The organism is Streptomyces sp. GQFP, from assembly GCF_021545335.1.
GTDB lineage: Bacteria > Actinomycetota > Actinomycetes > Streptomycetales > Streptomycetaceae > Streptomyces.
In genome coordinates this window covers 7,740,639-7,766,790 of the sequence record NZ_CP089312.1, presented here as the reverse complement: position 1 = coordinate 7,766,790, position 26,152 = coordinate 7,740,639, and the positions used below count along the sequence as shown (strand labels likewise).

Annotated in this window: 19 protein-coding genes and 3 tRNA genes; 9 read left to right on the top strand and 13 right to left on the bottom strand. The window is 70.4% G+C overall.

The window, feature by feature from the left end; translation table 11 throughout:
- Positions 1–120: 120 nt before the first annotated feature.
- From LUX31_RS35115 to LUX31_RS35100, 4 genes are all read right to left on the bottom strand, one after another.
- Positions 121–846: an XRE family transcriptional regulator gene (locus LUX31_RS35115; protein ID WP_235479332.1), complete on the bottom strand. Its 726-nt coding sequence runs from the start codon at positions 844–846 to the stop codon at positions 121–123.
- A gap of 217 nt (positions 847–1,063) precedes the next feature.
- Positions 1,064–1,137, bottom strand: a tRNA-Ile gene (locus tag LUX31_RS35110).
- Positions 1,138–1,304: 167 nt separating this feature from the next.
- A tRNA-Asn gene (locus tag LUX31_RS35105) sits at positions 1,305–1,377 on the bottom strand.
- A gap of 6 nt (positions 1,378–1,383) precedes the next feature.
- Positions 1,384–1,456, bottom strand: a tRNA-Asn gene (locus tag LUX31_RS35100).
- A gap of 209 nt (positions 1,457–1,665) precedes the next feature.
- Between LUX31_RS35100 and LUX31_RS35095 the strand changes: the two genes are divergently transcribed.
- The 4 genes from LUX31_RS35095 to LUX31_RS35080 all read left to right on the top strand — a co-directional run bounded on the left by LUX31_RS35095 (position 1,666) and on the right by LUX31_RS35080 (position 7,423).
- Complete coding sequence (locus LUX31_RS35095) at positions 1,666–1,971, top strand: hypothetical protein (protein WP_105968457.1); 306 nt, start codon at positions 1,666–1,668, stop codon at positions 1,969–1,971.
- A gap of 183 nt (positions 1,972–2,154) precedes the next feature.
- The gene (locus tag LUX31_RS35090) at positions 2,155–3,615 is read left to right on the top strand and encodes an FGGY family carbohydrate kinase (protein ID WP_235479331.1); all 1,461 of its coding nucleotides are present in this window, start codon (positions 2,155–2,157) and stop codon (positions 3,613–3,615) included.
- Between the two features lie 140 nt (positions 3,616–3,755).
- Entirely contained in the window at positions 3,756–5,489 is a 1,734-nt protein-coding gene (locus LUX31_RS35085) for an ABC transporter ATP-binding protein (RefSeq protein WP_235479330.1), read from the top strand.
- Positions 5,489–7,423: an ABC transporter ATP-binding protein gene (locus tag LUX31_RS35080; protein WP_235479329.1), complete on the top strand. Its 1,935-nt coding sequence runs from the start codon at positions 5,489–5,491 to the stop codon at positions 7,421–7,423. Before LUX31_RS35085 ends, LUX31_RS35080 begins: the two co-directional genes overlap by 1 nt.
- A 133-nt stretch (positions 7,424–7,556) precedes the next feature.
- On the opposite strand, the gene LUX31_RS35075 is transcribed toward LUX31_RS35080, so the two are convergent.
- Positions 7,557–8,921 carry an RNA polymerase sigma factor gene (locus tag LUX31_RS35075; RefSeq protein WP_235479328.1) on the bottom strand — a complete coding sequence of 455 codons (1,365 nt, stop codon included), beginning with the start codon at positions 8,919–8,921 and terminating at the stop codon, positions 7,557–7,559.
- A gap of 138 nt (positions 8,922–9,059) precedes the next feature.
- Here LUX31_RS35075 and LUX31_RS35070 point away from each other — a divergent pair, with 138 nt between their 5' ends.
- Together LUX31_RS35070 and LUX31_RS35065 are read left to right on the top strand one after the other, a co-directional pair.
- Positions 9,060–9,767 carry a hypothetical protein gene (locus LUX31_RS35070; RefSeq protein WP_235479327.1) on the top strand — a complete coding sequence of 236 codons (708 nt, stop codon included), beginning with the start codon at positions 9,060–9,062 and terminating at the stop codon, positions 9,765–9,767.
- Positions 9,764–10,753: a nucleotidyl transferase AbiEii/AbiGii toxin family protein gene (locus LUX31_RS35065; protein WP_235479326.1), complete on the top strand. Its 990-nt coding sequence runs from the start codon at positions 9,764–9,766 to the stop codon at positions 10,751–10,753. The genes LUX31_RS35070 and LUX31_RS35065 overlap by 4 nt, the downstream gene beginning before the upstream one ends.
- A 19-nt stretch (positions 10,754–10,772) precedes the next feature.
- Here the strand turns inward: LUX31_RS35065 and dnaG are convergent, their stop codons facing one another.
- Together dnaG and LUX31_RS35055 are read right to left on the bottom strand one after the other, a co-directional pair.
- Entirely contained in the window at positions 10,773–12,683 is a 1,911-nt protein-coding gene (dnaG, locus tag LUX31_RS35060) for a DNA primase (protein WP_235479325.1), read from the bottom strand.
- A gap of 47 nt (positions 12,684–12,730) precedes the next feature.
- A complete protein-coding gene (locus LUX31_RS35055; RefSeq protein ID WP_235479324.1) occupies positions 12,731–13,996 on the bottom strand; it encodes an NAD(P)/FAD-dependent oxidoreductase in 1,266 nt (421 codons plus the stop codon).
- Between the two features lie 262 nt (positions 13,997–14,258).
- Here LUX31_RS35055 and LUX31_RS35050 point away from each other — a divergent pair, with 262 nt between their 5' ends.
- Complete coding sequence (locus LUX31_RS35050) at positions 14,259–15,839, top strand: M28 family metallopeptidase (protein ID WP_235479323.1); 1,581 nt, start codon at positions 14,259–14,261, stop codon at positions 15,837–15,839.
- A gap of 47 nt (positions 15,840–15,886) precedes the next feature.
- Here the strand turns inward: LUX31_RS35050 and LUX31_RS35045 are convergent, their stop codons facing one another.
- Together LUX31_RS35045 and LUX31_RS35040 are read right to left on the bottom strand one after the other, a co-directional pair.
- A complete protein-coding gene (locus LUX31_RS35045) occupies positions 15,887–17,134 on the bottom strand; it encodes a deoxyguanosinetriphosphate triphosphohydrolase (RefSeq protein WP_235479322.1) in 1,248 nt (415 codons plus the stop codon).
- A 97-nt stretch (positions 17,135–17,231) separates the two neighbouring features.
- The gene (locus LUX31_RS35040; protein WP_443046028.1) at positions 17,232–18,149 is read right to left on the bottom strand and encodes a sirohydrochlorin chelatase; all 918 of its coding nucleotides are present in this window, start codon (positions 18,147–18,149) and stop codon (positions 17,232–17,234) included.
- A gap of 210 nt (positions 18,150–18,359) precedes the next feature.
- On the opposite strand from LUX31_RS35040, the gene LUX31_RS35035 reads away from it, so the two are divergent.
- Together LUX31_RS35035 and LUX31_RS35030 are read left to right on the top strand one after the other, a co-directional pair.
- Positions 18,360–19,034, top strand: a complete 675-nt coding sequence (locus tag LUX31_RS35035; RefSeq protein WP_235479321.1) for a SanA/YdcF family protein — start codon at positions 18,360–18,362, stop codon at positions 19,032–19,034.
- 283 nt (positions 19,035–19,317) lie between these two features.
- Complete coding sequence (locus LUX31_RS35030; RefSeq protein ID WP_235479320.1) at positions 19,318–21,789, top strand: molybdopterin oxidoreductase family protein; 2,472 nt, start codon at positions 19,318–19,320, stop codon at positions 21,787–21,789.
- A 35-nt stretch (positions 21,790–21,824) separates the two neighbouring features.
- Here LUX31_RS35030 and LUX31_RS35025 read toward each other — a convergent pair whose 3' ends face one another.
- From LUX31_RS35025 to eboE, 4 genes are all read right to left on the bottom strand, one after another.
- Positions 21,825–22,295 (bottom strand): GAF domain-containing protein, encoded by a 471-nt coding sequence (locus LUX31_RS35025; RefSeq protein WP_235479319.1) that lies wholly within the window; start codon positions 22,293–22,295, stop codon positions 21,825–21,827.
- Positions 22,296–22,310: 15 nt separating this feature from the next.
- Positions 22,311–23,537: a cytochrome P450 gene (locus LUX31_RS35020; RefSeq protein WP_235479318.1), complete on the bottom strand. Its 1,227-nt coding sequence runs from the start codon at positions 23,535–23,537 to the stop codon at positions 22,311–22,313.
- The gene (locus LUX31_RS35015; protein WP_443046090.1) at positions 23,534–24,877 is read right to left on the bottom strand and encodes a nucleotide pyrophosphatase/phosphodiesterase family protein; all 1,344 of its coding nucleotides are present in this window, start codon (positions 24,875–24,877) and stop codon (positions 23,534–23,536) included. Before LUX31_RS35015 ends, LUX31_RS35020 begins: the two co-directional genes overlap by 4 nt.
- Positions 24,878–24,984: 107 nt before the next feature.
- Positions 24,985–26,151: a metabolite traffic protein EboE gene (gene eboE / locus LUX31_RS35010; protein WP_235479316.1), complete on the bottom strand. Its 1,167-nt coding sequence runs from the start codon at positions 26,149–26,151 to the stop codon at positions 24,985–24,987.
- Position 26,152 lies beyond the last annotated feature (1 nt).

Below are 26,152 nucleotides of genomic sequence, written 5' to 3'. Positions count from 1 at the left end.
GCGGCATTCTCGATGCGCACAACCGCCCTGCACGACTACCGAGCGGCAACGTCCCGAACCGCCACCAGGCCGGACAAACCCTCGACCATGCCCGGTGCCCCATGCCCGCGATCGGCACCCTCACCGGTGCGACCGACGCCGCGACGGGCGGGCCGCGCTCACGGCATCCTCGTCCACGATCGTCTCCGCTTCCAGGAACGTGCCGTCGGTCTCGGGGACGCGGACGAGAGTGGCGCCCTTGAACGTCAGCACGGTCCGGATTCCATCCGCGCCGTGGACGGTACGCACCCGCAGCTCCCCACCCGCCTTCTCCAACGCCTTCAACATCCTTCGGAACCCTCGGAACAGGGGCCCGTGCGCCGTCTCCATCACCTCGTACGTCACGCTCTCGTGGCCCTCCCACCCCGAGTCGAAGGCGCTGACGAACATGGCGGCGTCCATGCGGATGAGCCGCCAAGTGGGCAGCATGCGGTACCGGTACACCTGGATGTCGCAGTCATCGGCAAGCAACTCCCGCAGCCGGGCCTCCGTCAGGCGTACTCCGCCGACGAGGGACTCGGCGGACTCTCCGATCTCGGCGGCTCGCCGGGTGAGCGCGTCGGAGTCCGGGGTCGAGGAGCAGCACCCGGACGCGGAGCCCCTAAACGCGGACGACCTCACGAACGCGACAAGGTCGAACTCGGAACCACCGGTGCGCTTCTCGCAGCTCGCGGCGAGGCCGAGCAGGTGCCGGGCGCCGTCCGGCATGTGGAGGCCGTCGGCGATCCGCTCGTACACAACGAGGCGGGACACTTCACAGTGGCCGTTGATGATCTCGTTGACGCGGTGGAGGTCGCCTGAGAGCACGTGAACTCCGGACCCGGCCGCAGCATCTGGGCCCACCGCGAACACGCCGACCTCGTCGAACCGATCGGCCCCGACCCCCTGCGCACCCTGACTACTGAACCGCCGCCCCGCACCCCGTGGAGCCAACGATCACCGAAGACGAAAAAGGCCCCTCGCCTCCCGAGGGGCTGACCACCCGTCCACAGGTGAAAACGTTCCTGCGCCAGTGACACCGAGGTGGGGCGGGTGGGACTCGAACCCACGGCCGACGGATTATGAGTCCGCTGCTCTAACCGGCTGAGCTACCGCCCCATTACGGCGCGTCGCGCACATTTGTGCGCGCCGTCTGCCGCAGCATAGCCGCTCATACGATCTCCTGCTTCGGATGGTCGACTTCGCATGACCATGAGGACCCTGGCGCGGCTCGCGCGGTTCCTCCGGACATGAAAAAGGACCCCAACGGGGTCCTCGTTCAGGTGCTCTCCCGACTGGACTCGAACCAGTAACCTGCCGGTTAACAGCCGGCTGCTCTGCCAATTGAGCTACGGAAGACCGAAGCTCCCCCGACTGGACTCGAACCAGTAACCTGCCGGTTAACAGCCGGCTGCTCTGCCAATTGAGCTACGGAGGATTGCCTCGTTTGCATCGAACGTACCTCCCTGGGTATTCGCCAGGGGGCGTGTGCTCGCTGCGACACATACATTAGCGCAAGCAGGGGGGTGCTCCGCCAATCGGTTCCCCGCGCCGCGCACCCCTCGCCCGTCGTCAGCCACTCGTCTCACTCGTCTGCTACTGGTCTCACTCGCCTCACTCGACACTCGTCAAGGAAAGGTGGCCGTCATGCGCTACCGGCTCACGTTCGTCGCCGGACTGGCCCTGGGTTACGTGCTGGGCACACGGGCCGGGCGCGAGCGCTACGAGCAGTTGAAGAAATCCGCCCGTCAGGTCGCGCAGAACCCGGCCGTCCGCAACACCGCCGAGTCGGCCGCGCTGCAGGGACGGGAGTTCGCCGGCAAGGCGTTCCACACCGTGAGCGAGAAGGTCGGCGACCGGGTACCCGACTCCGTGGCCGACCGGGTGCGCTCCCTGCGCGAGCGCAACGCCACGGGAGGTGGCGAGGACGACTGGGGCACCAGTAACACCTGAGCCACCCGGGGCGGAGGTGTCCGGGGTATCGGGAGTGCCTGGGGTATCGGGAGTGCCTGGGGTGTCGGCATCGCCACATCTGGCGCATCCGCACGGCCTCTGGACACCGACAACGCACAGCTTGTCCCTGACGGAACGGCGACCCGGCGCGTTCACCTCTCCGCGTACGGCAGAATTTTCGCCATGGGGATAGTCGCCGGGTTGGACAGTTCGCCCGATTTCACTCGTATCGTCGTCTGCGACGCGGACACGGGGTCCGTGCTGCGGCAGGGCTATGCGCCGCATCCGATGGAAGGCGCCGAGGGTGGGAGCGGCGGGCGGCCGTCCGATGTCGATCCGCAGGCGTGGCTGCTCTCCCTCGGTGAGGCCGCCGGGGGCGGGCTCCTCGAAGGCGTGCAGGCCATCGGTGTGTCCGCGCAGCAGAACGCGCTCGTGCCGGTCGACGCGCAGGGCAACACCGTCCGGCCGGCGATGGTCGGTGGGGACAAGCGGGCGCAGGTCGCCGCCGCCGATCTGATCGACGCGCTCGGCGGGCGCGAGGCGTGGGCGCAGGCCGTGGGGTGTGTGCCGCAGGCCGCGCAGCCGGTGACCAAGCTGCGCTGGCTGGCACGGAACGAGCCGGAGGCCGCCCAGCGGACCGCCGTCCTCATGCAGGCGCACGACTGGCTGGTGTGGCAGCTGCTCGGGCGGCCTGTGCGGAGGACCACCGACCGGGGTGGGGCCTCGGGAACCGGGTACTGGTCCGCCGCCATGGGTACCTATCGCGGCGATCTCGTCGAACTCGCGCTCGGGCGTCAGGCGATGATGCCCGAGGTGCTCGGACCTTCCGACGCCGCCGGTACGACGCCCGAGGGGCTGCTCATCTCCGCCGGGACCGGGGAGACCATGGCCGCCGCCTTCGGGCTCGGCCTGGGGCTCGGGGATGTCGTGGTGTCGCTCGGGGCCTCCGGGTCCGTGATGGCCGTACACCCCGAGGCGCTCTTCGACTCGACCGGGATGATCACCTCGCTGGCCGACGCGACCGGGCTGCATCTGCCTGTCGTCACGACGCTGAACGCCGTACGGACTCTGCGGGGGACCGCCGAGTTGCTGGGGTTGAGTGATCTGGAGAGTCTCTCCGACCTCGCCATGAAGTCGACTCCCGGCGCCCATGGGCTCGTCATGCTGCCCTACCTGGAGGGTGAGCGGACGCCGAATCTGCCGCACACCGCCGGGACGCTCGCCGGGCTGCGGCGGGAGTCCATGAAGGCCGAGCATCTCGCGCGGGCCGCCTTCGAGGGGATGCTGTGCGGGCTCGCGGATGCCTTGGATGTGCTGCGGGGGCGGGGGGTGGACGTACAGCGAGTCTTCCTGCTCGGGTCCGCCGCCGAGTTGCCCGCCGTACAGGCCGCGGCGCCGATGCTGTTCGGGGCGCAGGTCGTCGTACCGCAGCCCGCCGACTACGCGGCCGTCGGTGCCGCGCGGCAGGCCGCCTGGGCGCTCGGGGTGACGCAGGGCACGCTCGATCCGCGTACCCCGCCGGCCTGGCAGGGGGCCACCGCGCAGGTGCTGGAGCCCGGTGAGGAACTGGCGGTGGGACAGGCGGTGCGGCAGCAGTACGTGTCCGTGCGGGAGCAGACCCATCCCGGGGCGTTTCGTAGCTGAGCCAGTAGCTGAGCCACCAAGAAATGTCCTGCCGTTGGATTAATCGGTTGAAGTAACACGGGTGGAGTGTTCGACGATGGGGGCGTGGGGCACTCCCCATGGTCCGTCATGGACAAACCGCCGACTCCGAGAGATTCAGCGTGCTCATACGACTTCTGCGCACTTACCTACAGCCGTACAAGAAACCCATCGGCCTGCTCGTGCTGCTCCAGCTCCTGCAGACCTGCGCCACCCTCTATCTGCCCACGCTCAACGCGGACATCATCGACGACGGTGTGGTGAAGGGCGACACGGGCCACATCCTGACCCTCGGTTCCCTGATGATCGGCATCTCGCTGGTGCAGGTCGTCTGCAACATCGGTGCCGTGTACTACGGCGCGCGTACGGCCTCGGCGCTCGGCCGGGACGTACGCGCGGCCGTCTTCGACCGGGTGCAGTCGTTCTCGGCGCGCGAGGTCGGGCACTTCGGCGCGCCCTCGCTGATCACCCGTACGACCAATGACGTCCAGCAGGTACAGATGCTCGTGCTGATGACGTTCACGCTGATGGCGTCGGCGCCGATCATGTGCGTGGGCGGCATCATCCTCGCGCTGGGCCTGGATGTGCAGCTGTCGGGCGTGCTGATCGCCGTCGTACCGGTGCTGGGCATCTGTGTGACGCTGATCGTGCGGCGGCTGCGGCCGATGTTCCGGTCGATGCAGGTGCGGCTCGACACCGTCAACCGGGTACTGCGCGAGCAGATCACCGGCAACCGGGTGATCCGCGCCTTCGTGCGGGACGAGTACGAGAAGGACCGGTTCCGGAAGGCCAACCACGAGCTGACCGAGGTGTCGCTGGGCACCGGGCGGCTGCTCGCGCTGATGTTCCCGATCGTCATGACCGTCGTGAACGTCTCTTCCATTGCTGTCGTGTGGTTCGGTGCTCATCGCATCGACAGCGGTGGGATGGAGATCGGGGCGCTGACCGCGTTCCTCGCCTATCTGATGCAGATCGTCATGTCCGTGATGATGGCCACCTTCATGTTCATGATGGTCCCGCGCGCGGAGGTGTGTGCCGAGCGGATCGAAGAAGTCCTCGGTACGTCGTCGAGTGTGGTGCCACCCGTCGCCCCCGTCGTCGAGTTGCCGCGGCACGGGCATCTGGAGATCCGGGGCGCCGGGTTCCGCTATCCGGGCGCCGAGGAGCCGGTGCTGCGGGCCGTCGACCTGGTGGCGCGGCCCGGTGAGGTGACCGCGGTGATCGGGTCCACGGGGAGCGGGAAGTCGACGCTGCTGGGGCTGGTTCCCCGGCTGTTCGACGCTACCGACGGGGAGGTGCTCGTCGACGGCGTGGACGTGGCGACCGTGGAGCCGAGGCTGCTGGCCAGGACGGTGGGGCTGGTGCCGCAGAAGCCGTATCTGTTCGCGGGGACCGTGGCGACCAACCTGCGGTACGGAAATCCGGACGCCACGGACGAGGAGCTGTGGCACGCGCTGGAGGTGGCGCAGGGCAAGGGGTTCGTCGAGCGGCTGGAGGGCGGGCTCGACGCGCCGATCGCGCAGGGCGGTACGAATGTGTCGGGCGGTCAGCGACAGCGGCTCGCGATCGCGCGGACGCTGGTCCAGCGGCCCGAGATCTACCTCTTCGACGACTCCTTCTCCGCGCTCGACTACGCCACGGACGCGGCCCTGCGGACGGCGCTCGCGCGCGAGACCGCCGAGGCGACCGTCGTGATCGTCGCCCAGCGGGTGTCCACGATCAGGGAGGCCGACCGGATCATCGTCCTGGACGAGGGCCTGGTCGTCGGCACCGGCCGCCATCACGAGCTGATGGCGGACAACGAGACCTACCGCGAGATCGTCCTGTCCCAGCTCACGGAAGCGGAGGCTGCCTGATGGCCGGGCCCATGGGGCGCATGATGGCGGGCACCGGACCCGACCACCACTCACTGGACTTCAAGGAGTCGGGCAAACGGCTCCTCGCCCAGTTCAGGCCCGAACGGGCCACGATGTACGTGATGCTGCTCGCGGTGTTCGTGAGCGTGGGCCTGTCGGTGGTGGGCCCGAAGATCCTGGGGCGGGCGACCGACCTGGTCTTCGCCGGCATCATCGGACGGCAGTTCGACAGCGGGAGTACGAAGGCCGAGGTTCTCGCCGGGATGCGGGAACGCGGCGAGGGCGGCATGGCCGACATGCTCTCCGGTACGGACTTCACGCCGGGCAAGGGCATCGACTTCGGCGCGGTGGGTGAGGTGCTGGGGCTGGCGCTTGTCGTTTTCGTGTTCGCCGGGTTGCTGATGCTGGTGGCTACGCGGCTGGTGAACCGGGCGGTCAACCTGACCGTGTCCCGGATGCGTGAGGATCTGCAGGCGAAGCTGTCGCGGCTGCCGCTTTCGTACTTCGACAAGCGTCAGCGGGGTGAGGTTCTCAGTCGTGCGACGAACGACATCGACAACATCGGGCAGACGCTCCAGCAGTCGCTGGGCCAGCTCATCAACTCCCTGCTGACGATCGTCGGCGTCCTGGCGATGATGTTCTGGGTGTCGTGGCTGCTGGCACTGGTCGCGCTGGTGACCGTACCGCTGTCGTTCTACGTCGCCACGCGCATCGGCAAGCGGTCGCAGCCGCACTTCGTGCAGCAGTGGCGGACCACCGGCAAGCTGAACGCCCACATCGAGGAGATGTACACCGGGCACACCCTGGTGAAGGTGTTCGGACGCCAGGACGAGTCGGCGCAGCAGTTCGCGGAGCAGAACGACGCGTTGTACGAGGCGGGGTTCAAGGCGCAGTTCAACAGCGGGGTGATGCAGCCGCTGATGCTGTTCGTGTCGAACCTGAACTATGTGCTGGTCGCTGTGGTGGGCGGGCTGCGGGTCGCTTCAGGTGCGCTGTCGATCGGCGACGTGCAGGCGTTCATCCAGTACTCGCGCCAGTTCTCGATGCCGCTGACGCAGGTCGCGTCGATGGCGAACCTCGTGCAGTCGGGGGTGGCCTCGGCCGAGCGGATCTTCGAGCTGCTGGACGCGGAGGAGCAGCAGGCCGATCCGGTGCCGGGGGTGCGGCCGGAGGAGCTGCGGGGCTTGGTCTCGCTGGAGCATGTGTCGTTCCGGTACGACCCGGAGAAGCCGCTGATCGAGGATCTGTCGCTGGCGGTGGAGCCGGGGCACACGGTGGCGATCGTCGGGCCCACGGGGGCCGGGAAGACGACCCTGGTGAACCTGCTGATGCGGTTCTACGAGGTGTCCGGCGGCCGGATCACCCTCGACGGGGTGGACATCGCGGCCATGTCCCGGGAGGAACTCCGGGCCGGGATAGGGATGGTGCTCCAGGACACCTGGCTGTTCGGCGGGACCATCGCGGAGAACATCGCGTACGGGGCCGCGCGGGAGCGTGAGGTGACGCGCGGGGAGATCGAGGAGGCGGCGCGGGCGGCGCACGCGGATCGGTTCATCCGGACGTTGCCGGACGGGTACGACACCGTGATCGACGACGAGGGGACGGGGGTGAGCGCGGGTGAGAAGCAGTTGATCACCATCGCGCGGGCGTTCCTGTCGGATCCGGTGATTCTGGTGCTGGACGAGGCGACGAGTTCCGTGGACACGCGGACGGAGGTCCTCATCCAGAAGGCGATGGCGAAACTCGCCCATGGGCGGACGTCGTTCGTGATCGCGCACCGGCTGTCGACGATTCGGGATGCGGACACGATTCTGGTGATGGAGAACGGGGCGATCGTGGAACAGGGGGCGCACGGGGAGTTGTTGGGGGCGGACGGGGCTTATGCGCGGCTGTACAAGGCGCAGTTCGCGGAGGCGGTGGCTGAGGTGGATTAGGGGTTTTCTCGCCCCCGCCGCCCCTACCCGTCCCATCCCTGGGGGCTGCGCCCCCAGACCCCCAAGGGGGTTCGGGGGCGGAGCCCCCGAGGATGGGAATGGGTAGGGGCGGCGGGGGCGAGGAAAGTGGGCCTCAGTCCAAGTAGCCCCGTAGCTGGTCTGCGAAGGCGTGGTCCCTCAGCTTGTTCAGGGTTTTGGATTCGATCTGGCGGATGCGCTCCCGTGTGACGCCGAAGATCCGCCCGATCTCCTCCAGCGTGCGCGGACGCCCGTCCGCCAAGCCGTAACGGAGTTGGACGACCTTGCGTTCCCGCTCCCCCAGCGTCGACAGCACCGCCTCCAGGTGCTCCCGCAGCAGCAGGAACGCCGCCGACTCGACCGGCGACGCCGCGTCGCCGTCCTCGATGAGGTCGCCCAGCGCGACGTCGTCCTCCTCGCCCACCGGTGCGTGCAGCGACACCGGTTCCTGGGCCAGACGCAGTACCTCGCTGACTCGCTCGGGGAGCAGGTCCAGGTGGGCGGCTACCTCCTCCGGCGTCGGCTCGTAGCCGCGCTCCTGGAGCATCCGGCGCTGCACCCGGACGACCCGGTTGATCAGTTCGACCACGTGTACGGGGACACGGATCGTACGGGCCTGGTCGGCGAGGGCGCGGGACATGGCCTGGCGGATCCACCAGGTCGCGTACGTCGAGAACTTGTAGCCGCGCGCGTAGTCGAACTTCTCGACCGCGCGGATCAGGCCCAGGTTTCCCTCCTGGACGAGGTCGAGCATCGTCAGACCGCGGCCCACGTATCGTTTCGCCACCGATACGACAAGGCGCAGGTTCGCCTCGATCAGGCGGCGCTTGGCCATCCGGCCCATGACGACCAGTTTGTCCAGGTCGAGGGCCAACTGGCTGTCCAGGTCGGAGGCGAGGCGCAGTTTCTCCTCGGCGAACAGACCGGCCTCGACCCGGCGGGCGAGTTCGACCTCCTCGGCGGCGGTGAGCAGCGGGATACGGCCGATCTCCCGCAGGTACTGGCGGAACAGGTCGGAGGAGGGCCCGCTGGTGTCGGCGCGGGCGGGGGCACGGACCGGCGCGATCACCTCGACCGGTTCGATCACCTCGATCTGCCCAGCCGGCTCGATCGGTTCCGCGGTCTCGACCACGTCCACCGCGTCCGCAGGAGGGCCGTCCGGTTCGGGCGGGCTCTCGGGGTGGTGCGCGACACGGCTCTGCGGAGGCACGGCCGCGATGACCTCGGCGACGTCGGTGACGTCCGCGATCTCGGTCTCGGCGTCGGGCTCCGTCACCGCGGTACTGCTGTCGGTCTGGGTGAGGGTCTGGGTCTGCACGGGGGCGACCTCCAGGATGATCGCTGCTGAGGCGTACGGCAGCGGTACTCGGGGGGCGGAGTGGGCGGCCTCGCCGCTGTCCGTCCCGTACGCGTTGAGCGGAACCGCGGGGGTGTCGGACCCGTTGTGGACGGGCCGGCCGCGCTCCGAGGACTCAGGCACCGGAACCCAGTGTGGAGTACGACACATCGCCGCCACGAGGGGCGTGCGACCACTTTTTGGGTCCGGTCCGTGACCACGCGGTTACCGTCGCAGCAAATCCGAGTGCTTGTTCGGGGTCCGACCTGGCACGATCGGCGCGTGTCCAGTTCACTCCGCTCAACTCACGTCTACGAAACGCATGTCACCGTCCACTGCCAAAGCGCTGCCGAGGCGGAACGGCTGGGCCGCTGGGCGACCGGGGCGGGGCTCAAGTTGACGCACATCGTCCTTGCCCGTGGCCGGATGACGACCCAGCCGATGCTCACCCTGTCGGGTTCCCCGTCGTACGCCGACGAATCGGCTCGGGCGCGTGAAGTCGCGGCGCGGCTGCGGGCGGACGGGTTCGATCCGGTGCGCGTCAAGATCGAGTCGTCGCCGTGGGCTCCCGAGGTGCCGCGTGAACCGTGCGCGGACGGACGGTACTTCGAGCACCACGTGAAGGTGCGGCTGCCCGTGGACACGGATCTCGACGTCCTGGCGGCGCGGGTCGTCCCGTACGGCGCGCATCTGTCGTGGAACGCCCGTCGGGTGGTGCGGAGCGGTCGGTGGACCGAGCGGTTCGTGACGCAGCGGTGCCGGGGCGTGGACGCGACCGGGGCGGGGCGGGCGCTGGAACGGCTGCTTGCGGAGCTGCGGCGACACCGAGCGGTGGAGCTCGAAGTGGTCGACGTGGAGCGGGAGTTCGTGCTGTACGACAGTGATCTGTCCGTCGACGACGGATGGATCGACGGATGGGTCGAGGGATGGGTCGAGGGGAGCGGAGGCTTGGTCGTGGCGGCGGCGCGGGTGCGGGAGGTGCGGGGATGAGGAACAAGTGGACCTGGCGAAGGGGCGTCGTGGCAGGCCTCGACGCGCCCAAGGACACCCTGGACGACAGGACCCGGGAGGCTCAGGGGCTGCCCCGGACGCTGCGTACCGTGCCGGGTGAGGACGTGGTGCAGCGGCTGATCTTCGAACCGGCGCTGAAGCAGCACCACAACGCCTTCCGGGCTGCCGACCCGGGCTTCGCCGATCCGGCGCGGGGCGAGGACTGGCGGGCCGCGCGGCGCCGGGCGCTGGAGCTGGTGCTCGACGCGATCGCGGGGTCCGAGTGGGCCGAGTCGCTGGTGCTGCGTGGGAGCGTGCTGATGGCGGCGTGGTTCGGCGAGGCCGCCCGCGAGCCCGGTGACCTGGACTTCGTCGTCGTACCGCCCACCTTTTCGATCGATGACCCACGTGCGGGGCAGATGCTCGCCGGGATCGCGGCGGCCGCCGAGGCCCGGAGCGACGGCGAGGTGGGGTTCTGCGCGCGCGACGCGGTGGTCGAGGACATCTGGACCTACGACCGGGTGCCGGGCCGCCGTATGGTGCTGCCCTGGTCCGCGCCCGGGCTGCCCGGCGGCCATGTACAGCTCGACTTCGTCTTCAACGAGCGGCTCGCCGAGCCGGCGGTGCCGGTGGAGCTGGCGGGCGGCGCGTCGGTGCGGGCGGCGACGCCCGCGCTGTCGCTGGCCTGGAAGCTGATGTGGCTGATCAACGACATGTACGCGCAGGGCAAGGACCTGTACGACGCCGTGCTTCTGGCCGAGCGGTATCCGCTCCCCCATGAACTGCTGGACGAGGTGTTCCGGCTCTCGGGCGAGTGGCCCCACTACGGCCGCGAGCGAATCCTGTTGGAGGACGTGGTGGACGCGGTGGGGTACGTCGAGTGGCCTCACTTCGTCATGGAGTATCCGCAACTCGCGGACAGGGAGCGGGAGTTCACGGAGCGGTTGATACGGGCGGTGACGCCGACGTTCGACGGGCGGGAGTGACGGCAGGCGGCGGTGGCGGTCAGAGTGCCGCCGCTCCCTGGTTCTGGAGTGCCAGGTCGTACTGCTGGAGCACCCACAACTCGTTCTGTACGGCGGCCAGTTGGGCCGGGTCCCCCTGGGTGGTCAGGCGGGCGTGGGTGCCCTGGACCTCGTGGATACGGCGTCCCACCGCTCTGCGGCGGACGGTGACCAGCACATCGCCGGCGTACACGTCGTCGACCGTCCGGCGCATGATCGCCTCCACCGCCAGCTCCGTCACCATGGAGCGGACCGTGTTGTCCGGGGCCACCTCGCGGACCCGGACCAGATACTCCTGGGGGTCCTGGACGCCGTACTCCGCTCCGCCCGCCTCCATGATCGCCTGGCGTACGGCCGCGTAGGGGGCGGCCGTGAACTCGTCGATGCCGTAGGCGTCGAAGGCCGGGGAGACCAACTCGGGGCGCTGGAGGGCCAGTTTGAGGAGTTCGCGTTCCGTGGCGTAGACCGGGTTGCGGAGGTTCAGGGCCGGGCCCGGGGGGCCGCCCGGGCGCGTTGTCCGCTCGTACGGCTGCTGCTGGTGCTGCCCGCCGGCGGGGGCCGGGCCCTTGCCGCCGCGGTCCTTGGCCCAACGGGCCAGCTGGGCCACCCGCTTGACCACGAACTGCGTGTCCAGGATGCCGAGCATGCCCGCGAGCTGGACCGCGACCTCGTGCTGGGCGCCGCTGTTCTTGATGCGGGCCACGATCGGGGCCGCCTCGTCCAGCGCCGACGCTCGGCCCGCCGGGGTTTCGAGGTCGTAGCGGGTGGCGATCTGGCGCAGGGCGAACTCGAAGAGGGGGGTACGGGGTTCGGCGAGGTCGGCGACAGCCTGGTCGCCCTTCGCGAGGCGCAGGTCGCAGGGGTCCATGCCGTCGGGCGCGATCGCGATGTAGGTCTCGGCGGCGAACTTCTGGTCGTCCTCGAAGGCGCGCAGGGCCGCCTTCTGGCCGGCCGCGTCGCCGTCGAAGGTGAAGATCACCCGGGCTGAGCCGTTGTCCATCAGGAGGCGGCGGAGGATCTTGATGTGTTCGGTGCCGAAGGCCGTTCCGCAGGTCGCGATCGCCGTCGTGACGCCGGCCAGGTGGCAGGCCATGACGTCCGTGTAGCCCTCGACGACGACCGCGCGGCTGACCTTCGCGATGTCCTTCTTGGCGAGGTCGATGCCGTACAGGACCTGGGACTTGCGGTAGATCGCCGTGTCGGGAGTGTTCAGGTACTTGGGGCCCGTGTCCGCCTCGTACAGCTTTCGTGCGCCGAAGCCGACGACCTCGCCGCCGATGTCGCGGATCGGCCACATCAGGCGGCCCCGGAAGCGGTCGATGGGGCCCCGGCGGCCTTCCTGGGAGAGGCCGGAGAGCAGGAGTTCCTTGTCGGAGAAGCCCTTGCCGCGGAGGTAGCGGGTGAGGTGGTCCCAGCCCTGGGGGCTGTAGCCGACGGAGAAGTGTTCGGCCGCCGACTGGTCGAAGCCGCGTTCCGCGAGGAACTTGCGGCCCGCGTCCGCCTCGGAGGTCGTGGCCAGCTGTTCCATGTACCACTGGGCCGCGATCTTGTGGGCCTCAACCAGGCGGATGCGCTCGCCGCGCTGGCCCGCGGGGTTGTAGCCGCCCTCCTCGTACCGCAGGGTGATGCCGGCCTGGCCGGCCAGGCGCTCGACCGCCTCGGAGAAGGAGAGGTGGTCGACCTTCATCACGAACGTGATGGTGTCGCCGCCTTCCTGGCAGCCGAAGCAGTGGAAGAGTCCCTTGCTCGGGCTGACCTGGAAGGACGGAGACTTCTCGTCGTGGAAGGGGCACAGGCCCTTGAGGTTGCCGCCGCCCGCGTTGCGCAGCTGGAGGTACTCGGACACCACGGCGTCGATCGGGACCGCGTCCCGAACCGCCTTCACGTCCTCGTCGTTGATCCTTCCGGCCACGCAGTGATTCTACGGGGGTCCACCGACAGTCCCGTGCCCTGGCGTCGCTACGGGACGAGGCTGTCCAGCGGTACGTGCGGGTCCGCCAGGGCCTCCGTGTCCACCTGGGACCGGGAGCGGATGAGCTGCTGGACGGTCTCTGTGACGTCCCACACGTTGACGTTCATCCCGGCCAGCACCCTGCCCTCCTTCACCCAGAAGGCGATGAACTCGCGCTTGCCCGCGTCTCCCCGGATCACCACCTGGTCGTAGGAGCCAGGGGGCGCCCAGCCCGAGTACTCCATGCCCATGTCGTACTGGTCGGAGAAGAAATACGGCACACGGTCGTACGTCGATTCGCGGCCCAGCATCGCGCGGGCCGCCGCAGGGCCGCCGTTGAGGGCGTTGGCCCAGTGTTCGACGCGCAGCCTGGTGTCGAAGAGGGCGTGGTGGAAGGCGGCCACGTCACCGGCCGCGTAGATGTCGGGGTCGGAGGTGCGCAGGCGTTCGTCGACCGCGATGCCGCCGCCGTGGGCGCGCTCGGCGAGGGTCAGGCCCGCCGCCTCCGCCAGTGCCGTGCGCGGGGCGGCGCCGATGGCCGCCAGGACGTCGTGGGCCGGGTGCTCCTCGCCGTCGTCCGTACGGGCCGCGAGGACCATGCCGTCCTGGCCGACGATCTCCGTCAGCCGGGCGCCGAAGTGGAAGCGGACGCCGTGCTCGCGGTGCAGCTCGGCGAAGAGGTTGCCCAGCTCGGGGCCGAGCACCGAGTGCAGCGGGGTCGCCTCCGGTTCCACGACGGTCACCTCGGCGCCGTACTCGCGTGCCGCCGCCGCGACCTCCAGGCCGATCCAGCCGGCGCCGGCGATCACGATGTGGCCGTTGTCGCGGCCCAGGGCCGCCAGGACGCCCTTGAGGCGCTCGGCGTGCGCGAGGCGGCGCAGGTGATGGACACCGGCCAGGCCCGTCCCCGGGATGTCGAGGCGGCGCGGCTCGGCGCCGGTGGCGATGAGCAGTTTGTCGTAGTGGACAAGGGTGCCGTCGTCACCGAAGCGGACCGTCTTCGCCGTACGGTCGATGGCGTCGACGGTCTGGCCGAGGTGGAGTTCGATGTCGTTGCGCGCGTACCAGGCGGGTTCGTGGACGAAGACGCTGTCGCGCTCCTCCTTGCCGAGGAGGTAGCCCTTGGAGAGCGGGGGCCGCTCGTACGGGTGGTCGCGTTCGTCGCCGATCAGTATCACGCGGCCGGTGAAACCCTCCGTCCGGAGCGTCTCGGCCGCTTTGGCGCCGGCCAGTCCGCCTCCGATGATGACGAATGTCTGATCCGCGTCGACCACTTGATGCCTCCTCGTAACGATGCCGCCACATGCGAGCCTCCCGCACGGAGCGTGATGGGGGAAGAGGGAGTGGGCCGATCAGACCCACGGAGGGTCACATTCGGGCAGGTCCCGTGTGCCGGGCGGCAGGTGCGGCGCACGCGCGGCATGCGGGCCAAACCGGCGAATCCGAACACGAGTTGCAGATGCCCTCTTCTCGTGAACCGCGTAGCTCGCTACCGTCCCTCCCACCTCGTTCGCACATCCCTGGGGAAGGACCTCTGTGAACGTATTGCCGAAGGCATCGTCCCACTCGCACAGAGCCGTGGCGGTCATCGCCGCCACCGCTCTCGCGACTCCGCTGCTGCTCGCCTCGGCCGGAACAGCCGGCGCCCACGGCGGCCACGGCAACCCGGCCGCCGACGCCAGGAAGCTCGCGAAGACCCTGGTCAAGGAGTCGTCCGCGAAGGACGCGTACAAACACCTCAAGGCCCTGCAGGCCATCTCCGACGCCAACGGCGGCAACCGCGCGGCCGGTACACCGGGTCACGACAAGTCCGCCGAGTACGTCTACAGGGTGCTGAAGAAGGCCGGTTACAAGGTCTCGTACGACAGCTTCGACTTCGACTACATCGAGACTCTCGCCGAGAAGGCCGCCGTGATCTCGCCGACACCGCGCGAGCTCGGCATCACGGCGATGACGTACACGAAGTCGACACCGGTGGGCGGCATCACGGCCGCGCTCGCCGCCGCCACGGTGGACGCCACTCCCGGCTGTGAGGCCGGGGACTACGCGGCCGGTGCCTTCACGGGCAGGATCGCGCTGATCAAGCGCGGTGGCTGCACCTTCGCGCAGAAGCAGATCGTCGCCTCCGAGGCGGGGGCCGTCGGCGCGATCATCTACAACAACACCGCGGGCGTCCTCTCCGGCACCCTCGGCGACGCGGCGAGCGGCCGGATCCCGACCGCAGGGCTCAGCCAGGCCGAGGGCGAGGCCCTCGCCGCCGATGTCGCGGCGGGCGAGGTCACGGTCGGTTTCGAGGTCCGTCAGCTGATCGAGACCCGTACGACGAACAACGTCGTCGCGGAGACCCGTGGCGGCGACGCGGACAACACGGTGTTCCTGGGCGCCCACCTCGACTCGGTCACCGAGGGCCCCGGCATCAACGACAACGGCTCCGGCTCGGCCGGCATCCTGGAGGTCGCCGAGGAACTCGCCGACAACACCTGGTACGGCAAGCAGCCGCCCAACAAGGTGAAGTTCGCCTTCTGGTCGGCCGAGGAGCTCGGTCTGGTCGGCTCCGAGTCGTACGTCTCGCGGCTCACCGAGGAGCAGCGGGCGCAGATCAAGCTCTATCTGAACTTCGACATGATCGCTTCCCCGAACTACGCCCAGTTCGTGTACGACGGCGACGACTCGGACGCCGAGGGCGCGGGTCCAGGGCCGGAGGGGTCGGCCCAGCTGGAGCGTGACATCAACGCGTTCCTCGACTCCAAGGGCAAGCCTCACCAGGGCACCGACTTCTCCGGCCGCTCCGACTACGGGCCGTTCATCGCGGTCGGCATCCCCTCCGGCGGCACCTTCACCGGCGCCGAGGGCATCAAGACCGAGGCCCAGGCCGCACTGTTCGGCGGCACCGCCGGCGTCGCGTACGACGCGTGCTACCACGCGGCGTGCGACGACCTGGACAACATCAGCATGAAGGCGTTCGGCATCAACATCGGGGTCATCGCCAACGCGGTGGGCACGTACGCCCATGACCTCAGCTCGCTGAGCACGCCGGTCGTCTCCACGCCCACCACGGGCGGCGACGGCAGCGGCGGTGGGCTGCACCCCAGCCACGACGAGGTCGTGGCGGAGTAATGCGGTAATGCGGTACGCGGGAGAGGCTCGCTCTCCCGCGTGCCGTGTCAGCCGGTCAGGCGTTCGTGGAGCGAGCGGGCGGCGGCGTCCGTGAGCGAGGCGATCTGGTCGACGATCACGCGTTTGCGGGCGCGGTCGTCGGGGGCCTCGTCGAAGAGCGCCCGGAACTGGGGTTCCAGGCCTTCCGGGGCGCGGGCGGTGAGTGCCTCGGCCAGCTCCGCGACGACGATCCGCTGGTCCGCGCGGAGCACCTCCTGCTCGGCACGCTGCATGACGTACCGGTCGGCGACCGCCTTGAGGACCGCGCACTCCAGCCTGGTCTCGCGCGGTACGACGAGTTCGGCCGTGTACCGGGTGAGCGGGCCGCTGCCGTACGCCGCGCGCGTGGCGCCCTCGGCGGCGAGGCAGAAGCGGCCGATCAGCTGGCTGGTGGCGTCCTTCAGGCGGGCCTGGGCGACGGCCGAGCCGTCGTAGCCGTGCGGCCACCACGGTTCGTTCTGGAGCCGGTCGAGGGCCTCCGCCAGTTCCGCCGGGTCGGTGTCCTGCGGGACGTACCGGCCGCGGGCGACCGCGAAGACCTCCTGCCGTTCGGGTTCCGCGTGCAGGACGGCCGGGTCGAGGTGGCCGGCGTGCAGGCCGTCCTCGACGTCGTGCACCGAGTACGCCACGTCGTCGGCCCAGTCCATGACCTGGGCCTCGAAGGTGGTGCGGGTGCCGGGGGCGTCCTTGCGGAGCCAGTCGAAGACGGGGCGGTCGTCCTCGTAGACACCGAACTTGGGGGACCCGGGGTCGGTGGGGTGGGCGCCGCGCGGCCAGGGGTACTTGGTGGCGGCGTCCAGGACGGCCCGGGTGAGGTTGAGGCCGACCGAGCCTTCCGGGGTGAACCGCTTGGGCTCGATGCGGGTGAGGAGTCTCAGGGACTGGGCGTTGCCCTCGAAGCCGCCGCAGTCCTCCGCGAACTCGTTCAGTGCCTGTTCGCCGTTGTGGCCGAAGGGTGGGTGACCCAGGTCGTGGGCGAGGCAGGCGGCTTCGACGAGGTCGGGGTCGCAGCCCAGGGCCGCGCCCAGCTCACGGCCCACCTGGGCGCATTCCAGGGAGTGGGTGAGGCGGGTGCGGGGGCTGGCGTCCCAGCTGTGGCTGCGGGTGCCCGGGGTGACGACCTGGGTCTTGCCTGCGAGGCGGCGCAGGGCGGCTGAGTGGAGGATTCGGGCGCGGTCGCGTTGGAAGGCGGTTCGGCCGGGGCGCTTGTCCGGTTCCGGGGCCCAGCGTTCGGTTGACGACAGGTCGTACGACATGTCTCGACAGTACGGGCAGGGACTGACAAAGGGGGTGCGCTCCGCTGGGGTGCGCCGTTTCGTCTGCCAGGTGCGCCTTTCCGTCTGCCGGGTGCTGTTATACGGCGAGTGCGGGCCGGTGGGGGCTGGTCGCGCAGTTCCCCGCGCCCCTTACGCCAGTCATCTGGTCGTACCTGTGGAGGAGGAGGTTTGCCATCGCGGGGTGTGTGCCCAAGGGGGCCGAGGTGATCCATGGGGCCGTCTCCGCGCACTCTGTCGCGAAGCGGCCGGGGGCCGTGAAGTAGGAGGCGATCGCCACCCTGGTGCGGCCGCTTGCCCTCAGGGCCTCTATGGCGTTCGGGACCGTCGGGGCCGCTGTCGTGGCGTAGGCGGGGATCACCGGGACGCCCAGGCGGTCGGAGAGGAGCTGGGCCGTGCGGCCCGTGTCGACCTTGGACTCCGGGTCCCGGGAGCCCGCCGCCGCCAGGACGACCGCGCTCTGGCGCCGCGTCTCGTGGTCCGTCCGCGTGGGCCAGCCCGCCTCGACCAGGCGGGCGTACAGGGCGTCCACCAGGAGGGGGTGCGGGCCCAGGGCGGGGGCCACGCGCGCGTGCACCCTCGATTCGGCGGCCATCTCGGGGATGTCGCGCTTGACGTGGTAGCCGCGGCTGAGGAGGAGCGGGACGAGGATCGCCTCGCGGTCGCCGAGGGCGGCGAGCGTGTCGGGGAGCAGGGGCTCGTTCAGCTCGATGTGACCGAGGTGGACCGGCAGGCCGGGGCGCAGGGCGCGGACCTGGTCGAGGAGCATGCGTACGGTGCTCAGGGCGCGCGGGTCACGGCTGCCGTGGGCCACGACGACGAGCGCGGGCGGCTCGGGGCGCCGCATGCCGTCGAGGGAGACGAGGCCGAGCTGACCGGCGAGCTGACTGCTGATCCTGTTCATGAGGTGCGCCGTACTGTCGAGGTCGGTCCCCGGGAGCGGGTGGGCGTCGGGGTTGGGGGTGGACTCGTCGCGTGGTGGGTTCGACGGCGTCATGGATCGATGGTCGCGGGGGGAGGTTGCCACCCCGTTGCGCGAAGATATCGATGGTTTTCCACAGGTTCACGGTGGGACCGGGGGTCACTGTGAGGTGGCTTGACCTGCGGATTCGGTCGGGCGAGTGAGGCCGGTCACGTGCGTTGCCGTGAACCGTGGGGCCTCGTGTCACGTCCCTGACTGTCGTAGGCCGACCTGGAGGGACCGCCCGTGAGACTCCGCAGACCCCGTCTGCCGCGCACCCGTACCGGGCAGCGGAGGCTTGTGCAGGCCGTGATGCTCGGGTGCGTGGTGGCGTTGCTGCCGGCCACGTGGATGTTCGTCGCCACGGGTGACCGGCTGCGTGATGTCTCGGACGTGCCGCGTACCGATGTCGCCGTCGTCTTCGGGGCCGGGTTGTGGGACGGGGAGCCGTCTCCGTATCTCGCGCACCGGTTGGACGCGGCGGCGGAGCTGTATCGGGCGGGGCGGGTGAAGGTGGTGCTCGTCACCGGGGACAACAGCCGGGAGGACTACGACGAGCCGGATGCGATGCGGGGGTATCTGACGCGGCACGGGGTGCCTGACGGGCGGATCGTGAGTGACTATGCCGGGTTCGACACGTGGGACTCGTGTGTCCGCGCGAAGAGGATCTTCGGGGTGGACCGGGCCGTGTTGATCAGTCAGGGGTTTCATGTTCGTCGGGCGGTGGCGTTGTGCGAGGCGGCGGGGGTGGAGTCGTACGGGGTCGGGGTCGAGGATCGGCATGATGTGACGTGGTACTACGGCGGGGTGCGGGAGATTTTCGCGGCGGGCAAGGCTGCGGTGGATGCGGTGTTCGAGCCTGATCCGCGGTTTTTGGGGCCGGTGGAGGTGGGGGTGGAGCGGGCGTTGGGGGGTGGGTGAACGTGGGGGGATTTTCGCCCCCGCCGCCCCTACCCGTCCCATCCCTGGGGGCTGCGCCCCCAGACCCCCGCTGTCGGCCTGAACGGCCTCGTCCTCAAACGCCGGACGGGCTGAAAGACCAGGCGCGGGGGTTCGGGGGCGGAGCCCCCGAGGATGGGAACGGGTAGGGGCGGCGGGGGCGAAGGAAACCTCACCGGCCGTGGCCTCGTCCCGGGAGGTCCCCGTGCCCCCTGTGTAACGGGGTGCGTTCCGGGGTGTAACACGGGCGTCGCACGCTGGCGGTATGGAGACCTCCGTGACGCCCACGCACTGCCCGTACTGCGCCCTGCAGTGCGGTATGAACCTCACGCCGGCAGCAGGCGGGGGCGTCACGGTCTCCGAGCGCGTCGACTTCCCCGTCAATCGTGGCGCACTGTGTGGGAAGGGGCGCACCGCACCCGCACTGCTCTCGCCGTCGCTGCGGCTGACCGAGCCGCTCGTCCGGCGGGACGGCGTCCTCGTACCCGCGACCTGGGAAGACGCGCTGGACCGCGTCGCCGAGGGACTGACCCGCACGCGTACGGAGCATGGCCCGGACGCGTGCGGTGTCTTCGGCGGGGGCGGGCTGACGAATGAAAAGGCTTACGCCCTTGGGAAGTTCGCCCGGGTTGTACTCGGGACCTCCCAGATCGACTACAACGGGCGTTTCTGTATGTCGTCCGCTGCTGCGGCCGGGAACAAGGCATTTGGGCTCGACCGGGGGCTGCCCTTCCCCATGGAGGACATCCCCAAGACCGGGTGCGTCATCCTCGTCGGATCGAATCTCGCCGAGACCATGCCTCCCGCCCTCCGCTACTTCACCGAACTCAAGGAGAACGGGGGGACGTTGATCGTCATCGATCCGCGTCGGACCCGTACCGCCGAGCAGGCCGATCTGCATCTCGCGCCGCGTCCCGGCACCGATCTCGCCCTCGCCCTGGGCCTGTTGCACCTGGTCGTCGCGCAGGGGCGCACCGACGAGGCGTTCATCGAGGAACGGACCAGCGGGTGGGAGGAGACCCGGGCGGCGGCCATGGCCCACTGGCCCGAGTACGTGGAGCGGATCACCGGTGTGCCCGTGCCTCAACTCCGGGACGCCGTACGGATGTTCTGCGAACCTGACACTGCGATGGTGCTCACCGCGCGTGGGCCCGAGCAGCAGTCCAAGGGGACGGACACGGTCGGGGCGTGGATCAACCTGTGCCTGGCAACCGGGCGTTCGGGGCGGCCGTACTCCGGATACGGGTGTCTGACCGGGCAGGGCAACGGGCAGGGCGGGCGTGAACACGGGCAGAAGGCCGACCAGTTGCCCGGCTACCGCAAGCTGACCGACCCCGACGCGCGGCGCCATGTGGCCGGCGTGTGGGGCGTCGACCCGGACTCGTTGCCGGGGCCCGGGCTGAGCGCGTACGAGCTTCTCGACTCGCTCGGTACCGGCATTCGCTCGCTGCTGCTGATGGGGTCCAACCCGGTGGTGTCCGCGCCCCGGGCCGCGCACATCCAACAGCGCCTGGAATCACTGGACTTCCTCGCCGTCGCGGATGTCGTGCTGTCCGAGACGGCCGCGCTCGCCGATGTCGTCCTGCCGGTCACGCAGTGGGCCGAGGAGACCGGCACGACCACCAACCTGGAGGGGCGGGTGCTGCTGCGCCGGCAGGCCATCACTCCCCCGGAGGGTGTGCGGAGCGATCTGTACGTCCTGCATCAGCTTGCCGCCCGGGCCGGGGTGGAGAAGGGGTTCCCGGTCGAACCCGAGGAGGTCTTCGAGGAGTTGCGCCGGGCCAGCGCGGGCGGGATCGCCGACTACTCGGGGATCACGTACCAGCGGCTCGCCGAGGAGAACGGCGTCTTCTGGCCGTGCCCCGCGCAGGATTACCAGCCGGCGCAGGACGATCAGCAGGCGCAGGGCGGACAGCCGGCGCGGAGCAGCCAGCCGGCGCAGGACGGCCAGCCGGCGCAGGACGATCAGCCAGCGCAGGACGATCAGCCAGCGCGGAGCAGCCAGCCGACTCAGGGCGGCCAGCCTGCGCGGAGCAGCCGGCAGTCGCAGGACGGCCAGCCAGCGCGGAGCGACCAGCCGGCGCAGGGCGGCCAGCCGACGCAGGGCAGCCAGCCGACGCAGGACGGCCAGTCGGCGCGGAGCGACCAGCCGACGCAGGGCAGCCAGCCGACGCAGGGCAGCCAGCCGGCGTGGAGCAGCCAGCCGGCGCAGGGCGGACAGCCGGACAGTCACCCGCTTGAGCACGGCGGCGACCTGCCGTCGGTCTCAGTACATCCCGGCTCTCCCCGGCTCTTCCTCGACCGGTTCGCGACCGAGGACGGGCGGGCCCGGTTCGTGCCCGTCACCTACCGGCCGATCGCCGAGGAGCCGGACGCCGAGTATCCGGTGCTGCTGACCACCGGGCGGGTCGTGGCGCAGTACCAGTCCGGGGCCCAGACGCGGCGTGTCGACGAGCTGAACGCCGCCGCGCCCGGGCCGTTCGTGGAGCTGCACCCCCGGCTGGCCGCGCGGCTGGGGGCCGGGGAGGGGGACGCCATCACCGTCGTGTCGCGGCGCGGGCGGGCGGTGGCGCCGGCGCGGATCACGACCGCGATCCGCCCCGACACCGTCTTCATGCCCTTCCACTGGCCGGGCGAGGGCCGGGCCAACACGCTGACCAATCCGGCCCTCGACCCGGTCTCCCGGATGCCGGAGTTCAAGGCCTGCGCGGTACGGCTGGAGGTCGTACGCCCCTGAACTCGGCGCCTGAGCCGATGACTTGGGCAGCCGACCTAGACCGCTGTCAGTACGGTCGCCGCATCGACCGCGTACGCCGCCATCTCCTCCTCGGTGAACTCGCGGGGTTCCTTGAAGCCGATACCGACGACGGCGAGGAGCCTGGTGGGGTCGTCGGGGGCGAAGACGGGGAGGGTGAGGGAGCCCTTCGCCTGGGAGGCGCGGGCCGGCAGCCGGGCAACGCCCGAGGTGTCGGTCTGGAGGTCGGGAATGTTGACGGCGGCCTTGCGCTCGGCGGTGACGCCGGCCATGCCCTTGCCGATGACGACGACGGCGGCGCCGTTCGCCACGGCCGACGGCAGATTGTGCGTGGCGACGAGCACGATCTCGCCGTCCTCGGCGGGCTCCGACAGATGGACGGAGCCGACGAATCCGGCGTGTCGCTCGACGAAGGCGGACAGCCAACTGCCCACTTCGGGAACGGCGTTCTTCAGGACGGTCGCATTGAAAGTGGTGGCGGTGGTCATGGCGGGGGGTCTCCTTCACCAGGTGACGGGGAGGGTACGGACGCCGTGGATGGCGCTCGTGGAGAGGGCGAGGCCCTCGGGTGGAACGGTCGCCCGCAGGCCGGGCAGCCTGCGGAAGAGGGTGGGCAGGGCGGTCTCCAGCTCTGCGCGGGCCAGGGACTGGCCGATGCACTGGTGCGGGCCGTGCCCGAAGGCGAGATGCCGGCCGGCGTCACGGGTGACGTCGAGGTCGTCCGCGTCCTCGGGCGGGCGGGCGGGGAAGGCCGCCGGGTCGCGGTTGGCCGCGTGCACGGCGACGACCACTCCCTCGCCCGCGCGCACGAGGACCCCGGCCACCTGGACGTCCTCCGTCGCGATCCGGCACAGGCCGGGGCGGACCTCGGTCAGGTGGCGCAGGAGTTCCTCGACAGCGTCCGGCCAGGCGGTCCCGTCCGCGTCGGCGTGCAGGGCCGCCAGTTGGGCGGGGTGTCTCAGCAGGGCGGCCACCGACAGCGCGATCAGGTTGGCGGTCGTCTCGTGGCCGGCCGCGAGCAGCAGCGAGACCATGCCGGTGGCCTCGTCGAGGGTGACCTCGCCGGTGGCGATCCGGTCCGTGGCCAACCGGGAGACCAGGTCGTCGGCGGGCTCATGGACCCGGCGGGAGAGCAGCGCACGGAGGTTGGCGTAGACGGCGGCACGGGCGGCCGTCACCTCGTCGGGGGCGGCCGTGAGATCGATCACGACCTCGTATTTCGCCAGGTAGAAGGCACGGTCCTGGTCGGGCACGCCGAGCAGTTCGCAGATGGCGAGGGTGGGCAGCGGCAGGGCGTACGCCGCTACGAGGTCAGCCTCGGCCACGCCGCCGGCCGGCGCGGCCCCGACCATGGCGTCGATCAGGCCGTCGCAGATCCGCTGGAGCCGGCCGCGCAGCGCCTCCATCCGGCGGAAGGAGAACTCGGGGATCAGCATGCGGCGCAGCCGGGTGTGGTCGGGCGGGTCCATCAGGTGGAAGAGGCCGGGCCGGGGCAGCTGGGTGTACTTTCGGCGGCCGGGAAACCCCGGACGGCTCGCGTCCGCGCTGAACCGGGGGTCGGCGAGCACGGCCCGGGCGTCCTCGTGCCGGGTGACGAGCCAGGGGATGCTGCCGTCGGGCAGGGTGACCCGCCGCAGCGGCTGCGCCGGCTCCTCGGCGCGCCAACGGGCGTATTCGGGGGCGGGGTTGAGGAGGGTGCGGGGCAGGGGCAGCGCCGGGGAGGTCGTCATGCCCGCTCCTCGGCGGCCATGCGGTCCGCCGCGAGTCCCGCCAGCCGCAGCAACAGCGGCTTTACGTCCGTAGCCGCCAACTCCGGCTGCGCGGCGGCCGGTTCGGAACACAGGAGTACGGGGCCGTGGTCGGGGTCGGCCGGGAGGCGCCCGTGGCTGCCGCGGACGCCCGCCGGGTCGAGCGGGACCGTCTGCATGCGGTAGCGGAACCCCAGCTTCTTACGGGCCACTTGGCTGATCGCGCGCAGTTTCACCGCCGGGACGGTGTCGTCCCACAGCAGTTCGGCGGGGTCGTAGCCGGGCTTGCGGTGGATCTCGACCTGGCGGGCGAAGTCGGGGGCGCGGTCGTCGTCCAGCCAGTAGTAGTACGTGAACCAGGCGTCGGCGTCCGCCACGACGACCAGCTCTCCCGAGCGTTCGTGGTCCAGGCCCTGGGCCGCCTTGCCGGCCGCGCCCAGCACCTGCTCCACACCGTCGAGTTCACCGAGGATCTTCGCGACCTCCCGTACGTCCTCCGGGTCCCGTACGTACACGTGCGCCACCTGGTGGTCGGCGACGGCGAAGGCACGGGAGGTCCAGGGGTCGAGGTACTCCATGCCGTCCTGGGTGTGGACCTCCAGCAGCCCGGCGCGGCGCAGGGCGCGGTTGAGGTCGACGGGGCGGGAGACGGGGGTGATGCCGTACTCGCTGAGCGCGACCACCGTGGCGCCGGCGGTGAGGAAGTGGTCGATCAACGGACGCAGGGCGTCGTCGAGTTGGCGGGCGGCACGGACGGACGCCTCGGACTGCGGGCCGGAGCGCTGGGGTTCGTAGTCCATCTGCGGGATGTAGACAAGGGTCAGGTCGGGGTCGTGCTCGTCGAAGATCTGGCGGGCGGCGCCCAGAATCCACTGGGTGGAGGGCATACCGGCGTTCGGGCCCCAGTAGGTGAACAGGGGGAACGGGCCCAGGCGTTCGGTGAGTTCGTCGTGCAGGGAGGGCGGCCAGGTGTAACAGTCGGGTTCCTTGCGGCCGTCGGAGTAGTAGACCGGGCGCGGGGTCACCGTCCAGTCGACGTCGGCGCCCATGGCGTACCACCAGCAGATGTTGGCGACCGTGTAGCCGGGTGCCTGCTTCCGGGCCGCGTCCCAGATCTTCTCGCCGCCGACGAGGGCGTTGTGCTGCCGCCAGAGGAGTACCTCCCCAAGGTCGCGGAAGTACCAGCCGTTGGCCACCGCGCCGTGGGTGGAGGGGAGTTCGCCGGTGAGGAAGGTGGACTGGGCGGTGCAGGTGACGGCGGGGAGCGTGGTGCCGAGGGGGGCTTTGAAGCCTCGGTCGCCGAGGGCGGCGACGGCGGGCATGTGGCGCAGAAGGGCGGGAGTGAGGCCGACGATGTCCAGGACGACGAGTCGGTTGGCGTTTCGGTTGGCGTTTCGGCTGGCGTTTCGGCTGGTGTCCGGGGTTTTGGTCATGAGTGGTCCTCTTTGAGGCCGAGACCGGTCAACCGGTCGCGGGCCCAGGCGAGTTCGGCGGCGATTCCGGCGGCGAGGTCGGCGGGCGGGCGGGGCAGGACGGACCAGGTGTAGGTCTCGACCTCGATGTGGTCGCAGGTGGCCGTCGGGCCGCCGAGGAGTCCGGCGAGGACGCCGGTGAGCGCGCCGGTGGTCGTCCGCAGGGGCGGTTCGGGCTCGGCGTGCAGAGGGGCGTGGAAGTGGGTGCGCCAGGGGCTGTCGGCGCCGGTCGCCGGAAGTCCGCCGCCGTCCAGGGCGTCCGGCAGGTCGTCGACACCGACCACCGCGCCCTCGGCGACGGTTCGGGTCTGGTGGAGGAACCGTCGTTCGGCCAGGTCACGCAGGGCGGCGTGGGCGCGCGGATCGGTCGGGTCGGGGGCCTCGACCGCGCAGGATGCCTGGAGCTTGACGACCGGCAGTCCGGCGTCGGCGAGCCGCCCGAGGGCGTCCCCGGGTTCCTCGAACTGAACGGCGAGATGGCAGGCGTCCAGGCAGACGCCGAGATAGTCGCGGTCGACGTCGGCGAACTCCCGTACCGCCTGGGTGGTGGTCTCCACGACGCACCCTGGCTCCGGTTCGAAGCCGACGCGGATACGGCGGCCGGTTTCCGATTCCAACTCCGCCAGCCCTGAGGCGAGTTGGACCAGTGCGCGGCGGGCCGTGTCCGCACGTTCGTCCGGCCATGGGGTGCGCCAGGCGAGCGGGAGGGTGGAGACGCTGCCGCGTCGGGCGTCGTCGGGGAGGAGGGCGGCGAGGACGCGGGCGCAGTCGAGGGTGTAGGCGAGGCGGGCCGGGTCGGCCCAGTCAGGGAGGTACACGTCCTTTTTGACGACCTCGCGGTGGAACCCCTCGTACGGGAAGGCGTTGAGGGTGACGGTCTCCAGGCCGCGCGCCGCGAGTTCGGCCTTGAGGATCGTCAACGCCCGCTCGTCGGCAGCGAGTTCGGTGACAGCGGTACGGGCCAGCCAGAGGCCGATGCCGAGCCGGCCGACGCCGAGCCGTTGCCGTACGGGTTCGGCGTGGGCGCCGAGTTGGGCGATGATCCCGGCGAGGTCCTCGGCCTGGTGGACGTTGCTGCAGTACGCGAGGTGGACGGGGGTGCCGTCGGGGTGGAGGAAGCGCACG